This window comes from Streptomyces sp. NPDC096310, assembly GCF_044763125.1.
Taxonomy (GTDB): Bacteria; Actinomycetota; Actinomycetes; order Streptomycetales; family Streptomycetaceae; genus Streptomyces.
This window is the reverse complement of the sequence record NZ_JBIWFO010000010.1, coordinates 238,050-252,298: the sequence shown is the minus strand read 5'-3', so window position 1 is coordinate 252,298 and position 14,249 is coordinate 238,050. Positions and strand designations below refer to the sequence as shown.

At 71.6% G+C, this 14,249-nt stretch carries 10 protein-coding genes; 7 read left to right on the top strand and 3 right to left on the bottom strand.

Going from position 1 to position 14,249, the window contains the following annotated elements:
* The first annotated feature begins 222 nt into the window (after nucleotides 1-222).
* Nucleotides 223-702 carry a hypothetical protein gene (locus ACIQ7D_RS21200; protein ID WP_403939680.1) on the top strand — a complete coding sequence of 160 codons (480 nt, stop codon included), beginning with the start codon at nucleotides 223-225 and terminating at the stop codon, nucleotides 700-702.
* Nucleotides 703-751: 49 nt separating this feature from the next.
* On the opposite strand, the gene ACIQ7D_RS21195 is transcribed toward ACIQ7D_RS21200, so the two are convergent.
* A complete protein-coding gene (locus tag ACIQ7D_RS21195; RefSeq protein WP_403939678.1) occupies nucleotides 752-1,684 on the bottom strand; it encodes a DUF4231 domain-containing protein in 933 nt (310 codons plus the stop codon).
* Between the two features lie 230 nt (nucleotides 1,685-1,914).
* Here ACIQ7D_RS21195 and ACIQ7D_RS21190 point away from each other — a divergent pair, with 230 nt between their 5' ends.
* The 5 genes from ACIQ7D_RS21190 to fxsT all read left to right on the top strand — a co-directional run bounded on the left by ACIQ7D_RS21190 (nucleotide 1,915) and on the right by fxsT (nucleotide 10,563).
* Entirely contained in the window at nucleotides 1,915-2,079 is a 165-nt protein-coding gene (locus tag ACIQ7D_RS21190) for an FXSXX-COOH protein (RefSeq protein ID WP_385005098.1), read from the top strand.
* Nucleotides 2,080-2,199: 120 nt separating this feature from the next.
* Nucleotides 2,200-4,467, top strand: a complete 2,268-nt coding sequence (fxsBH, locus tag ACIQ7D_RS21185) for a radical SAM/SPASM protein FxsBH, inactivated beta-hydroxylase extension form (protein WP_403939676.1) — start codon at nucleotides 2,200-2,202, stop codon at nucleotides 4,465-4,467.
* Between the two features lie 79 nt (nucleotides 4,468-4,546).
* Nucleotides 4,547-5,257, top strand: a complete 711-nt coding sequence (locus tag ACIQ7D_RS21180; RefSeq protein ID WP_403939718.1) for an AAC(3) family N-acetyltransferase — start codon at nucleotides 4,547-4,549, stop codon at nucleotides 5,255-5,257.
* 34 nt (nucleotides 5,258-5,291) lie between these two features.
* On the top strand, nucleotides 5,292-6,623 hold the full coding sequence (gene fsxC, locus ACIQ7D_RS21175) for an FxsC protein (RefSeq protein WP_403939674.1): 1,332 nt from the start codon (nucleotides 5,292-5,294) through the stop codon (nucleotides 6,621-6,623).
* Nucleotides 6,607-10,563, top strand: coding sequence for an FxSxx-COOH system tetratricopeptide repeat protein (fxsT, locus tag ACIQ7D_RS21170; RefSeq protein ID WP_403939671.1), 3,957 nt, complete (start codon nucleotides 6,607-6,609; stop codon nucleotides 10,561-10,563). Before fsxC ends, fxsT begins: the two co-directional genes overlap by 17 nt.
* A 55-nt stretch (nucleotides 10,564-10,618) precedes the next feature.
* On the opposite strand, the gene ACIQ7D_RS21165 is transcribed toward fxsT, so the two are convergent.
* Entirely contained in the window at nucleotides 10,619-11,485 is an 867-nt protein-coding gene (locus tag ACIQ7D_RS21165) for an alpha/beta fold hydrolase (protein ID WP_403939669.1), read from the bottom strand.
* 510 nt (nucleotides 11,486-11,995) lie between these two features.
* Between ACIQ7D_RS21165 and ACIQ7D_RS21160 the strand changes: the two genes are divergently transcribed.
* A complete protein-coding gene (locus ACIQ7D_RS21160) occupies nucleotides 11,996-13,111 on the top strand; it encodes a S1 family peptidase (RefSeq protein ID WP_403939667.1) in 1,116 nt (371 codons plus the stop codon).
* A 69-nt stretch (nucleotides 13,112-13,180) separates the two neighbouring features.
* Here the strand turns inward: ACIQ7D_RS21160 and ACIQ7D_RS21155 are convergent, their stop codons facing one another.
* Nucleotides 13,181-14,224, bottom strand: a complete 1,044-nt coding sequence (locus ACIQ7D_RS21155) for a DUF3533 domain-containing protein (RefSeq protein ID WP_403939665.1) — start codon at nucleotides 14,222-14,224, stop codon at nucleotides 13,181-13,183.
* Nucleotides 14,225-14,249: the final 25 nt, after the last annotated feature.

The following is a 14,249-nucleotide window of genomic DNA, read 5'->3' as shown; positions in this document are numbered from 1 at the left end:
GCGATCCGAAAACCGATCACTCTCAACTGCCTTCAACTGTCCCGGCCTTGGCACACCAACTCAACGAGCCAGTACCAGCAAAGTCACCGGTATTGCGTCTAGGTTCCTTTCGCCCCAGCGCGGGGCGGGTCCCTGTCCGGGACGCCGGACGGGGACCCGCCTCCCTGTCTCTGAGAGAATGCCAGCGTGTGCGCCGCAGAGGGACCGGGGGGCCGTGAAGCAGTGAAACGCATCGGAGTGACCGGTCACCGGGACATCCCGGCCGAGGCGTACGCGCACATCAGGGGCGCCATCGCGACCGTACTGCACGGCCAGAGCGGATCGATGGAGGCGCTCTCCAGCCTCGCGGCGGGCGCGGACCAGCTCTTCGCCGTCCTCGCACTGGACCACGGCGCCGACCTGACCGTGGTCATCCCCAGCGGCGACTACGAGGACGGCTTCGAGGACCCGGCCGAACTCGACGGCTACCGGCGGCTCAAGGACCGGGCCACCCTGGAGGTCCGGATGGCCTACCCGCACTCCACCGACGAGGCGTACTACGCGGCGGGCACCTACATCGCCGACCACTGCGACCGGCTGCTCGCGGTCTGGGACGGCCGCCCGGCCCGCGGTCTCGGCGGTACGGGCGACATCGTGCGCTACGCGCGCGAGCGCGGGAAGCCGGTCACGGTGATCTGGTGCGAGGGCGTCGAGCGCGCCTGACACAGCGCGCCCGCGCGCCTTCCCGTTGTCCCCGCAGTCCGCCGAGGGCTCAACTCCGGTGCCGTACCAGCCAGTCGGTGTGCTGCGGAGAGACGATCCGCTCGGTCTCGTACACCGCGTTCGCCCACTGCTCCTCGGTGACCATCGTCTCCATCGCCGTGTGCATCGCCGCCAGGTCCTCCTCCACCAACGAGTGTGCGGAGATGAGGGGTTGATGGCGGCGGATCTCGCTCCACGCCAGACAGGCCGCCGCCGACGCCGACAACAGCCCCAGCAGCGCACCGGAGTCGGTGACCGAGAAGGTCCGCAGAACGGCGAGCAGCAGCGCCAGCAGGGTCAGCAGCGCGATCGTCGCCGACCACAGGGTGGTGGCCCGGCGGGAGACGACCGTCCTGCGGTGGTACCAGTTCCGCTGCTCGATCAGCCGGTCCCTGACATATGTCTCCTTGCGGGCGGCGAAGGGCTTGTTGCGCAGCATCCGCATCGCGGGCGTGATGAGCTCCCCGGTGGAGCCCCGCCCGGCGTCCGCCCCCTCGGGCGGGTTCTCCCTGGGGTCCTGCCGAGGGTCCTGCCACCCCACCTTCCGCAACTCCGCGAGCCCCGCCTCCATCCGGGTGGCGAACAGCTCGGCCGCTCCGCCGACCCCGGAGTCGAAGGGCGCGCCGTGCACCGCGTAGCGCCAGGACAGCGACTTGATGAACTCCGCGGCCGAGCGGTTGAGTTGCCAATGCGACTTTGCTCGCTGGCCCGCGGAGCGGAACGTGACCAGAAGCACACCCGCGTACGCCAACGCGCCCAAGGCGCTGATGAGTTGGAACGAGCCGCCCACCGTCCCCCGCCAGGGCAGCGAGGTCAGCAGCGCTCCCAGCACCAGCAGCAGGAGCTGGCGGCGGGTGGCGTTGACCGCTTCGCGCTGGCGGCGGATGGCGACCGCGTCCGCGTGATGGAAGAGAACCGGCAGATCAGCGTTTCGGAAGACCATGCTGTGCAGTGGTCCGCGTAAGTCGGCCATGCGCGCCCCCGTCTGCGCCTTTGTGGTCACTCGATCAGCGGAACGATCAGTCCCGCACCCGTTCGTGAACTCCCGGCAACGCTTTCGTCTCGTCCCCACGCGCCGAGTTGCCGCATGAGTTCATGAGAGTAAAGTCGAGCCGCTGACACTGCAACGGTGCGGTGTCTCCTGTACGACCGACATGATCAAGGACGGCCGCCGTGACCTCTCAGACCTCTGTCGCCTTCGCCACCGCGAAGAAGATCCGTGTCCCCCTCGCAGAGATCGATGTACGCGACGCCGGTGTCGCCAAGAAGCTCGGCCGTGTACTGCCCATGCCCAGCGGCCGTGTCGCGCGCGTGTCGAGCTTCAACTCGGCGCTCTGACCCGATCTCCTGACGGCACGTCCGACGGTGCTCGCGGACCGCGGAACGCGCCCTGGTGCCCCTCCCGGCAAGCTTTGCCCCGTCGGCAAACATTGCCGGTCGCGGCACTAGACTGGTGGAATGACAGGACCGCTGGTCCCCTTCCGCGAGATCGTTCTGAAGGTCCACAGCAGATGCGATCTCGCGTGCGACCACTGTTACATCTATGAACACGCCGATCAGAGCTGGCGTACCCGCCCCAAAGCGATCTCTGACGAAGCGATGACCCGGACAGCTCTGCGACTGGCCGAGCATGCCACCACCCACGCCCTGCCCTCCGTGTCAGTGATCCTGCACGGAGGGGAGCCACTGCTCGCCGGCCCCGCCCGGCTCAGGCGCGTGTGCGAGGAGCTGACCGCCGCCCTCGACGGCGTCGCCGACCTCGACTTACGCATCCACACCAACGGGCTCCAGCTCTCACCCCGCTACCTCGACCTCTTCGACGAGTTCGGCGTCCGGGTCGGCATCTCCCTCGACGGCGACCGCACCGCCAACGACCGGCACCGCCGCTTCGCGGACGGCCGCAGCAGCCACCCCCTGGTCCTCAAGGCCGTCGAACTCCTCCGGCAGGACCGCTACCGCCATCTCGATCTCGGGCTGCTCTGCACCATCGACGCCGCCAACGACCCCGTCACGGTGTACGACGCGCTGGCCGCGCTCGACCCGCCGCGCATCGACTTCCTGCTGCCGCACGCCACCTGGGACGAACCGCCGCCGCGCCCGGACGGCTCGCCCACCGCGTACGCCGACTGGCTCCTCGCCGTCTTCGACCGCTGGGACGCGGGGGGCCGGCCGATGCCCGTACGCCTCTTCGACTCGGTGCTCTCGACGCTGGCCGGCGGCCCGAGCCTCACCGAATCGCTCGGCCTCGCCCCCACCGACCTCGTCGTCGTGGAGACCGACGGCACCCTGGAGCAGGTCGACTCCCTCAAGAGCGCCTACGAGGGCGCCGCCGCCACCGGGTTCGACGTCTTCACCCACACCCTCGACGAGGTCGCCGCCCACCCCGGCGTACGGACCAGACAGCTCGGGCTCGCGGGTGTGAGCGAGGAGTGCCGGCGCTGCCCGGTCGTCCGCTCCTGCGGCGGCGGGCTCTACACCCACCGCTACCGGTCGCGGCCGGGGATGTCCCCCGGCGGCTTCGACCACCCCTCCGTGTACTGCGCCGACCTGATGGCCCTCATCGGCGGGATCGAGTCCCGTACCCGCGCCGGGACCGTCCCCCCGGCCGTGCACCACCCCGGTGAACTCCTCGACGCCCAGCACGAGCTGACCCGCTCGATGCTGGCCGAGCTGCACGCCGCGCTCGACGGCCGGGGCGGCGAGTCCTGGCAGGAGGCGTGGGAGCTGGCCGGCGCCGTCGAACGGTCCTCCGACGGGCTCGACACGCTCTTCGCCCACCCCTACACCCGCACCTGGCTGGCCGAGGCGATCGCCGCCGCGCGCGACGGGCGGCCCGACGCACCTGACCTCGCACGGCAGGTGCGGAGATATGTCGCCGCCGCCGTCCTCCGGGGCGGTCTGGACACGCCCGTACGGGTCCACCACCACGACGGTGTGCTCGTCCTGCCCACGCTCGGCGCGCTGCGGCTCGGCCCGCCCGGCACCGACGGCGAGGCCGAGGTACGCCTCGCCGAGAAGGGGTTCGTGGTGCGTACCGGCACCACCGAACTACGCGTCGTGCGCGCCGACGAGACCGCCGGGCCCTGGCGCCCGGTGCGCCGCCTCGGCCGGGACGGGGCGCCCGATCTCGCGCTGGACGACATCGACCCGTACCGCGACACCTTCGACGCCCCCGCCCATCCGGGGCTCGGCCGGGAGGAGGCCGCCGACTGGAGCGGCCGGCTCGCGGCGGCCTGGGCGCTGCTGCGCGACGCCGTCCCCGACCAGGCGACGGCGGCCGCCGTCACACTGTCCACACTGACGCCGCTGCGGTCGGTGACGCCACCCGCACCGGCCTCGGCGGCCGGTACCGCCCGGGAGTCCCGCGCGGGCGGGCCCGGGTACGGCTACGGGGCGCTGGGTGTCCCCGTGGCGGGCGCCCCCGAGGCCCTGGCGCCCCTGCTGCTGCGCGGGTTCCGCCGGGCCACCCTGCGGGCGCTGACCGAGGTCACCGACCTGTACGCGCTGGACGGCGCGTGGCACCGCCCCGCGCCCTGGCGGGAGGAACCGGTGCCGGTCTCCGAACTGCTGGCCGGGGCCCACGAACGCGTGGGACTCGCCGCGTACGACCGCCGCTACCGGGACCACGCCCTGCGGGCGCTGGACACCCTTCAGGACGCGGCGGAACTCACGGTCGGCGGGAAGAGCCTGCTGACCACCCTGCGTGCGGAGGCCGACCGTGTCTGAACCCCCTCGTGCCACGGAACCCGGGCCCACCGCCGAGCAGTTGGCCCGCGAGCTGGCAGAACTGGGGGTCGTCCCCGGGATGACCCTGCTCGTCCACGCCTCCCTGCGGGGCACCGGACTGGACGCCGACACCCTGCGTACGGCCCTGCTGACGGCGGTGGGGGAGGACGGCACCCTGGTCGTGCCGGCCTTCACCGAGGAGAACTCCGACTCCTCCGCCGCCCACCGGGCACGGATCGCCGGACTCTCCCGCCACCAGGCCGCCGCGTTCCGCGCCGGCATGCCCGCCTTCGACGCGCGGACCACGCCCTGCACGGCGATGGGCCGGCTGGCCGAGTCCGTACGCACCGCGGAGGGAGCCGTCCGCAGCGCCCACCCGCAGAGTTCCTTCGCCGCGCTCGGGGCGCGCGCGGCCGAACTGCTGGCCGACCACCCGCTCCACAGCCATCTCGGCCCGGACTCCCCGCTCGGCGCGATGGCCGAGGCCGACGCGCGGGTCCTGCTGGTCAATGTGGGGTACGGCGCCTGCACCGCGTTCCATCTCGCCGAGTACCGGCCCGGCGCGACCACACGTTCTTATCACTGTGTGGTGAAAGCGCCGGACGGATCACCGCGCTGGGTGGAATATGAGGATGTGCACCTCGACGACAGTGATTTCGGGGCGATTGGAGCCGCGTTCCCATGGGGACTTGAGCAGAAGGGACAACTGGGAGGGGTGGTCGGGCGCCTCTTCCCGATGAAGGACGCGGTGGCGCACGCCACGGTGTGGATGGCCGGGAAACGGCGTTGAGCGACGTGGGTGTTCACCACAGGACGGGGGTCGTGTGCACGCGTCACCGCAGCAGCGAGCGGCCGACCATCGGCCGTATTTCTTCCTGAGCTACGCGCACACACCGAGGGACGGCGCCTCCGGGGCCGACCCGGACATGTGGGTGCAGAAGCTCTTCCGGGATCTGTCCGAGCATGTGATGGCCATGACGGATCTGCCGGCCGGGGCCCAGGCCGGATTCATCGACCGCGAGATGCGGTCGGGCGAGGGCTGGTCGGAGCGGCTCGCCGATGTGCTCGCCACCTGCCGGGTGTTCGTGCCGCTGTTCTCGCCGCGCTACTTCGCCAGCGAGATGTGCGGCAAGGAGTGGTACGCCTTCGCCCAGCGCGTCATCTACGAGCAGGCGAAGAACAACACCACGGCCGAGGCGATCGTCCCGGCCCTGTGGGTACCCGTACCGGCCCGGCAACTGCCGGGCCCCGCCGAGCGGTTGCAGTTCAACCACCGGGACTTCGGGGACCGCTACGTCACTGACGGGCTCTACGGACTGATCAAACTCCGGATATTCGAGGACGAGTACCAGCGGGCCGTCTACGAACTCGCCAAGCGCATCGTCAGTGTCGCCGACACCTCCGCGATAGGCCCCGGGCGCCCCGTCGACTACCGCAGCGCGCCCAGCGCCTTCGGCGCCAGCGGCGGGCCCCGCCCGATGCAGGTCACCGTGGCCGCGCCCACCCGGCACGGGCTGCCGGAGGGCCGCAGGGCCGACTACTACGGGGGCATGGCCCAGGACTGGAACCCCTACCACCCGGACTCGGCACGGCCGTTGGCGTATGTCGCGCGGGACCTGGTGCGCTCGCTCAACTACCAGGCGGATATCGTCTCCTTCGACGAGGTGTCGGTACCCCACGAAGGCAAACAGGCCCCCGTACGGCCGGAGATACTGCTGGTCGACCGGTGGGCCCTGAACGACGAGGAACAGCGCGAGCGGCTCGCCGCGTTCGACGCCGAACACCGGCCCTGGGTGAGCGTCGTCGTCCCGTGGAACCGCGAGGACGAACAGAGCCGGACGGCCCAGGCCGAGTTGAGCGAGAAACTCGAACAGACCATGCCCAAGAAGATGGGGCAGGGTCGCGCCGCCTGCCGGGCCGCCGCCAAAGGCGTGCCCAGCATGGAGGCGTTCGGCCAGATCCTGCCCCAGGTCGTCGAAGCGGCGGCCCAGCAGTACCTGAGACACGCGGAGGTCTATCCGCCGGCCGGCGGCAGTCACATCGAACGGCCCCGGCTGCGCGGCCCGATGGCCGCCGAGTACGCCACGACGCACTACGTTCCCCAGACGCACGACCTGGCGCCCGATGCGGAGGACACGGATGACAGCACGTCGTGACGGACGCATCGTCACCTTCTACTCGTACAAGGGCGGCACCGGCCGCACCATGGCCCTGGCCAACACGGCCTGGATCCTGGCCGCCAACGGAAAGCGCGTCCTCGCGGTCGACTGGGACCTGGAAGCGCCCGGCCTGCACCGCTTCTTCCACCCCTTCCTCGACCCCTCGACCCTCGGCGCGACCACCGGGGTCATCGACCTGATCACCGAGTACGCCTGGGCCGCGACCAGCCCGGCGGAGCGCTCCGACGACTGGCACCGCGACTACGCGCGGATCCAGCCGCACGCCGTCTCGCTCACCCCGGAACACCTCGGGTGGGCGTTCCCCGACGGCGGCACCCTCGACTTCGTCTCGGCGGGACGGCAGAACCGCGAGTACTCGGCGACCGTCTCCACCTTCGACTGGGACAACTTCTACGACCGGCTCGGCGGCGGCCACTTCTTCGACGCGCTGCGCGAGGACATGAAGGCCCACTACGACTACGTCCTCATCGACAGCCGCACCGGCCTCAGCGACATCGCCGACATCTGCACCGTCCACCTGCCCGACGTCCTCGTCGACTGCTTCACCCTCAGCGACCAGTCCATCGACGGCGCCGCCGCCGTGGCCCGCCAGATCGACGAGCGGTACGCCGGCCGGGGCATCCGGATCTTCCCCGTGCCGATGCGCATCGACGAGGGCGAGAAGGAGAAGGCGGACGCCGGACGGGCCCTGGCCCGGCTGAAGTTCGACCGGTTCCCCGCCGGGCTCACCGGGGAACGCCTCACCGCCTACTGGGGCGCGGTGGAGATCCCGTACCGCCCTTACTACGCCTACGAGGAGACCCTGGCGACCTTCGGGGACGAGGCCGGTCTCTCCAACTCCCTGCTCTCCGCCTTCGAACGGCTCACCGCCTATGTCACCGAGGGCGCCGTCACCACCATGCCCGCCGTCGGCGACGAGACCCGGCTGCGGATCAGGGACGCCTTCACCCGGCGCAGGCCCGCACTCCCCGCCGACCTCTACCTCAGCTATGTGGCCGAGAACCGGATGTGGGCCGACTGGATCGAATCCATCCTCACCCGGGCCGGGTTCCGCGTCGTGCCGCGCGATGTCTCCGCCGAGCCGTCCGCCGCGCCCCGGGGCGGCGACACCGGCTCGCTCTCGATCCATCACGACAGCGCCAGCCGTACGGTCGTCCTGCTCTCCGCCGCCTACCTCAAGTCCGCGCGGGCCGTGGAGGTCTGGTCGCGCTCCGCCTCCGAGGACCCCGGCGGCGCCCGGCGCCGGCTGCTGCCGCTGCGCGTCGGTGACGTACGGCTCACCGCCCCCTACATCGACCGCAACCCCGTGGACCTCTTCCGCCTGGACGAGACCCACGCCACCACCGCGCTGCTGCGCGCCCTGGAACGGCCCGTCCAGCTCGCCGACGCCGTCGCGCCGGGGCCGCGCTTCCCCGGCACCGTACCCAAGATCTGGAACGCGCCGGCCCGCAACGCCGGCTTCACCGGGCGCTCCGCCGTCCTGGAGCGGATGCGCGACCAGCTCGGCGGCGGGATGGCCGTCGTCCTGCCGCAGCCGCAGACGCTGTACGGGCTCGGCGGCATCGGCAAGACCCAGGTGGCGCTGGAGTACGTGCACCGCTTCATGGCCGACTACGACCTGGTCTGGTGGATCTCCTCGGAGCAGACCGCCGACGTGGTCGCCTCCCTCGCGGAGCTGGCCGTACGGCTCGGCGCGCAGGGAGGCGACGACATGGCCGCCGCCTCGATGGAGGCCGTCGACCTGCTGCGGCGCGGGGTGCCCTCCAGCCGCTGGCTGCTGGTCTTCGACAACGCGGACGATCCCGAGCTGGTCCAGCGCTACTTCCCGCCGGGCGGCCCCGGCCATGTCCTGGTCACCTCGCGCAACCAGACCTGGTCGCAGTACGGGGACGCGCTGCCCGTGGACGTGTTCCTGCGCGAGGAGTCCGTCGAACACCTCCAGCGGCGCGCCCCCGGGCTGAGCCTCGTGGACGCCGACAAGGTGGCCACCGCCGTCGGTGACCTGCCGCTCGCCGTCGAGCAGGCCGCCGCCTGGATCGCGGAGACCGCCACGCCCGTCTCCGAGTACCTGGACCAACTGGGCCAGCAGGCGGCCGGGGTGCTGGCGCTCAACCAGCCCGCCGGCTACCCGGAACCCGTCGCCGCGACCTGGAACATCTCCATCGACCGGCTCAAGGAGCGCTCACCCGCCGCGGTACGGCTGCTCCAGCTCTGCGCCTTCTTCGCCCCCGAGCCGATCTCCGCGAACCTCCTCTACAGCAAGGAGATGATCGAGGCGCTCAAGCCGTACGACGTCTCGCTCCAGGAGACGCTGGTGCTGGGCCGGGTCATCCGGGAGATCGGCCGGTTCGCGCTGGCCAAGGTGGACCAGGTCGGCAACAGCATCCAGGTGCACCGGCTGGTCCAGGCGATCATCCGGGCCCAGCTCACCGAGGAGGAGCAGCGGGACGCCCGGCACGCCGTCCACCGGATCCTCGCCGGCGCCAGGCCCGACGGTGACGAGCCGATCGACAACCCCGGCACCTGGGACCGGTTCGCCACGATCTGGCCGCACCTCATCACCTCGGAGGCGAGCCTCTGCCTGCGTCCGGAGACCCGCCGGCTGCTGATCGACCGGGTGCGCTACCTGTGGAAGCGCGGCGATCTGCCGGCCGCCTTCGAACTCGCCGGCGAGCTGCGCGACCTGTGGCGCGAGACGCTCGGCAACGACGACCCGCAGTATCTGTATCTGCGCTTCCACCTCTCCAACATCTTCCGCTCGCAGGGCCGTTACGTGGAGGCGCGGGAGCTGGACGAGGAGACCCTGACCCGGCAGCGCAGGGTGCTCGGGGCGACCCATCCGCACACGTACATGACCACCAGCGGCCTCGCCATGGACCTCGGCACGCTCGGTGAGTACGCCAAGGCGATGGAGCTGGCGACCGAGGCCCACGAGGGGTTCAGCGGGATCTTCCACGAGTCCCACCCGAGGACGCTCGCCGCTGCCAACAACCGGGCGCTGAACCTGCGCATGGTCGGCCGGTACGCCCAGGCGCGCGAGATGGACCAGGAGGTCTTCGACCGGCGGACCGAGGTGCTGGGCCCCGAGCACCCGTACACCCTCTCCTCCGCCACCAGCCTCGGGCGCGACCTGCGGGAGATCGGCCGGTACGAGGACTCGGTCGCGCTGCTCAGCCGGACCTACGCCCTCTACAAGGAGCGGATGGGGCGGGCGTTCCCCGGCACCCTGGCGGCGGCCAAGAGCCTCGCCGTGTCGCTGCGCAGGGCGGGAATGCTGGAGGACGCGCGGCGGCTCACCACGGCCACCAGGAACCGCTACCGGGCCAAGTACGGCGCGGACACCAACCCGGACACGCTCGCGTGCGATCTCAACATGGCCGCCGACCACTTCGCGGCCGGGGAGCCGGTGGCGGCCAGGGATCTGACGCAGGAGGTCGTGGACCAGTATCTGCGGGTGCCGGGCGCCCGGCACCCGTACACCCTCGCCGCCATCAACAACCTCGGTGTCTTCCACTGGGGTTGCGGGGCACCGGAGTTGGCGCAGCAGCTTCTCCAGGGCGCGCTGCGAACGATGCGCGAGGTGCTGGGCGACGAACATCCGCACACGCTCTTCTGCACGGTCAGCCTCGCCAACGCCAAGGCGGACCTGGGCGAGCTGGACGAGGCGCTGGTGACCGAGCGGAGCGCCGTCGCCGGGCTGCGCGTCTCGCTGGGCGCGCGCCATCCGGAGACGCTGGCCGTCACCTCCAACATGTGCGTCACGCTGGGGGCGCTGGGCCGCAAGGGCGAGGCGGCGCAGCTCCGGGTGGAGACCGTGGAGGAGCTGGTCAGGCTGCTGGGCGAGGAGCACGCGCTGACCCGCTTCGCGCGGGACGACCGACGGGTCTACCGGGACCTGGAGCCGCTGGCGGTGTGAGACCCGCCGTAGGTACGGCGCCGGGCCCGCGCCCGGCGCCGTACCCCTCGCCCGCTCAGTCGGCCAGAAGCCAGGTGAGGCTCCTGGGCAGGGCGTGCAGGGACGCGAAGTGCGCCGCGGCCGGTTCCAGGACGACCGTGGCGCCCGGGATGCGCTCCCCGAGCCAGCGGGCGTGGCCGACCGGCGAGAAGACGTCCTGCTCGCCGTGCCACAGCAGCACCGGCGTACGGATGTCCGCGGGGTCGAACCCCCACGGGCTGGCGAAGGCCACCGCGTCGTCGATCCAGCCGTACGCCGAATCGCTCAGCCCCTCCTGGTAGTTGCGCAGCAGCATCCTTCTGAGCCCGGCGTCCGACACCACCATGCGGTCCGAGTCGGTCAGCTCTCTGCGCAGATCGTCCAGCAGCCGCACCGGGTTCTCGCGGATGGCGTCGGCGCGCGGGGTGAGCCGCGCCGCCACGCCGGCCGGGTCCTTCGCCGCCCTGCTGTACTCGGCGACGTTGGACGCGGCCATGCCCTCGAACCAGTCGAGGCCGTCCGCGTCCCACGGCGCGAGCGTGACCAGCGCCGCCGCGCGGGTCACCCGGTCCGGCATCAGCGCGGCGCACGCCAGGGCGTGCGGGGCGCCGCCGGAACGGCCCACGACGGCGAACCGGTCGAGGCCGAGGGCGTCGGCGATCGTCGCCACGTCCTGGGCCACATCGGCCACACTGCGCCCTTCGAGCCGGTCGGAACCGCCGTAGCCCGGCCGGTCGTAGGCGATGAGCTGCATGCCCCGCTGGTACAGCACCATGCCCCGCGGCGCGGGTCCGAGCCTGCTGCCCGGGGTGCCGTGCAACAGGAAGACCGGTCTGCCGCGCGGGTCCCCCAGACGCTCCACCATCAGATGCCGCCCGTCCGCCGCGCGCACCCGACGTCGCAACCCCCTGCCCCTTTCATCCGGCGTGCTCCGATGTACATGCCCCATGCAGGCACCGTGACCCTGCATTCCCCGCCGCCGAGGTGCTTACCCCTCGGCGCGCCATGACCGGCTCGAATCCCTCGTAGGAGAGCCCGGTTCAGGACGATTGTCCCGGATCGGAGCTGAGCGCGTAAGGGCGGCCCGCGCGAACGCGCCGGTGGTACCGGCGTGTTCGGCACCTGAGTGGGCTGGGAGTTGTTTCCAGACAGGTCCAGACCTTAGCCGTGGGTGATGTGGTGGTTGCGTCAGGTGTTCGCGAAACGGAACAGAGGGGCAGGGGCATATGTCATGCCCCTGCCATAACGCTCCCGCGACCTCGCGTGCGCGGAGTCGTCGACCGCGCGCTCGGCCGTCGCCGAACGCGCCGGAGCGCGATGTGTCGGTCATGTGTGCGTCCTGAAGTCGACCTTGTGTGCGACCGCTGGATCTCGGAATAGTGGGCGCCTCGTCCTCCGTACCGGTGCACCCCACATGTATCGGCACGGTCCCCACAGGAGGTTGACGTTGAACCATCGGCGTATGTCCAGGAAGCGCACCACGATCGCGGGCGGGGCGGCTGTCGCCGTGATCGCCGCGGGATTCACCTTGCAGAATGCGAACGCCAGTGAGGAGACCCCTCAGTTCGCCGTGAAGACCCTCACGGCGACGGCGGCCGGAAACCTCGGCTCCACCCTCGGTAAGGACCTCGGTGACGCCGCGGCCGGCTCGTACTACGACGCGACGGCCAAGGCGCTCGTCGTGAACGTCGTCGACGAGCAGGCGGCGGAGAGCGTCCGTCAGGCGGGCGGCAAGGCGAGACTGGTCCAGAACACCCTCGCCGACCTGAAGAGCGCCCGGCAGACCCTCACCGATGACGCGTCCATCCCGGGCACGTCGTGGTCCGTCGACCCGGTGGCCAACAAGGTGGTCGTCACGGCCGACCGTACGGTCGAGGGCGCGGCCTGGGAGAAGCTCGGCGGCGTGGTGGAGAAGCTCGGCGCCAAGGCCGAACTGAAGCGGACGGCGGGGGAGTTCAAGCCCCTCGTCGCGGGCGGCGACGCCATCACGGGCGGTGGCTCGCGCTGCTCGCTCGGCTTCAACGTGGTCAAGGACGGCGAGCCGTACTTCGTCACCGCCGGGCACTGCACGGAGTCCATCCAGAGCTGGTCCGACGCGCAGGGCGAGCAGATCGGCACGACGGAGGGCTCGACCTTCCCCGGCAGCGACTTCGGTCTGGTCAAGTACACCGCCGACGTGGACCACCCGAGCGAGGTGAACCTGTACGACGGCAGCAGCCAGCAGATCACGAGCGCCGGCGAGGCGACGGTCGGCCAGGAGGTCGTCCGCAGCGGCTCCACGACCCAGGTGCACGACGGCGAGGTGACCGGGCTCGACGCCACCGTGAACTACGGCAACGGCGACATAGTCAACGGCCTCATCGAGACCACCGTCTGCGCCGAACCGGGCGACAGCGGCGGCTCGCTCTTCGCCGGGGAGACCGCGCTCGGCCTGACCTCGGGCGGCAGCGGTGACTGCGGCTCGGGCGGGCAGACGTTCTTCCAGCCGGTGACGGCGGCGCTCGCCGAGTACGGCGCCGAGATCGGCTGACCGCAGGCCACGGCACGGCGGAGGGACCGGCACCCCGAAGGGGGCGTGCCGGTCCCTCTCGCGCGCCGGTCAGACGTACGGCCCGGCGGTGGGGTGTGCGGCGGGGGCGGGACCGGGGCGGTCCTTCCTCCGGAGCGCCGATCCGACCAGGGTGACCGCCGTCCCCGCCACGGCCCAGGCGGAGAGCACCAGGAGCGGCGCCGTGATCGCGTTGCCCCGGAAGTACGCGATCGACCGGGCGACCCAGGTGGCCGCGCCGGGCGGCAGCGCCGGACTGATCGCCCGCCAGAAGTCCGGCAGCATCGGCGCCGGGTAGCCGCCACCCGAGCTCGGGTTCCCGGCGATCACCACGATCAGGACGGCCAGCCCGAGCCCGACGACACCGCAGAGCGTCTGGAGCGCCAGGGTGAGCGCGCCGACCGCGAAGACGGTGAGCGCCCCGAGCCCCCACAGCCCCGCCACACTGCCCGGCAGCGCCCCCAGCACAGGACCGGTGATCACCGCGCCGAGCAGGCCGCCGACGATCGCGTACACCGCCAGTACGGTCAGCCGGATCACGGCCCTGCCGAGGGTGGCCGGCCGGGCACCGTGGCTGATCGCGAGGGCGGCCGCGCACAGATAGCCGCCGACGCACCACCCGATCACCAGGTAGAAGGAGGAGAGGCTGCCCGCGTCCCGGGCGGAGGCCGGTGCGATGTCCGTCAGCCGGAGGGAGCGCTGCTGCTGCGACTCCAGGCTCTCGAAGATGTTCACCAGCGCCCTGGTCTCGTTGGTGCCCTGACCGGTGGCGACCAGCAGGGTGTCACTGAACGACTTCGGCCGGACGACGAGCGCCGCGTCGATGTCGCGGTTCAGGATCTGCCGCCGCGCGGTCCGCTCGTCGGGGAGCGTGCGCGGGGCGAGCGGATGGCCCGGCAGCCCCTTCAGTGCGGCGGTGAGCTGGGCGGCGCTCCGGCCCGGGGCGACGACGGCGACCTTGACGTCCGTGGGCTTCGGGCTGTGCAGCGCGCCCACGTAGGACGTGATGAACAGGAGCTGCAGCGCGAGCACTCCGAGGACGAGCAGGGCGGCCCGTACGGAGACGGCGTTCTTCACCTCGTCGACGAAAGTCATGCCCTCACGCTCCGGGCCCGGCGGG

Excerpts from the sequence above, each read along its gene's own strand:
- ACIQ7D_RS21195 (WP_403939678.1), bottom strand. The coding sequence starts at position 1,684 with ATGGTCTTCCGAAACGCTGATCTGCCGGTTCTCTTCCATCACGCGGAC.
- fxsBH (WP_403939676.1), top strand. The coding sequence starts at position 2,200 with ATGACAGGACCGCTGGTCCCCTTCCGCGAGATCGTTCTGAAGGTCCAC.
- ACIQ7D_RS21180 (WP_403939718.1), top strand. The coding sequence starts at position 4,547 with ATGACCCTGCTCGTCCACGCCTCCCTGCGGGGCACCGGACTGGACGCC.
- fxsT (WP_403939671.1), top strand. The coding sequence starts at position 6,607 with ATGACAGCACGTCGTGACGGACGCATCGTCACCTTCTACTCGTACAAG.
- ACIQ7D_RS21160 (WP_403939667.1), top strand. The coding sequence starts at position 11,996 with ATGTATCGGCACGGTCCCCACAGGAGGTTGACGTTGAACCATCGGCGT.
- ACIQ7D_RS21155 (WP_403939665.1), bottom strand. The coding sequence starts at position 14,224 with ATGACTTTCGTCGACGAGGTGAAGAACGCCGTCTCCGTACGGGCCGCC.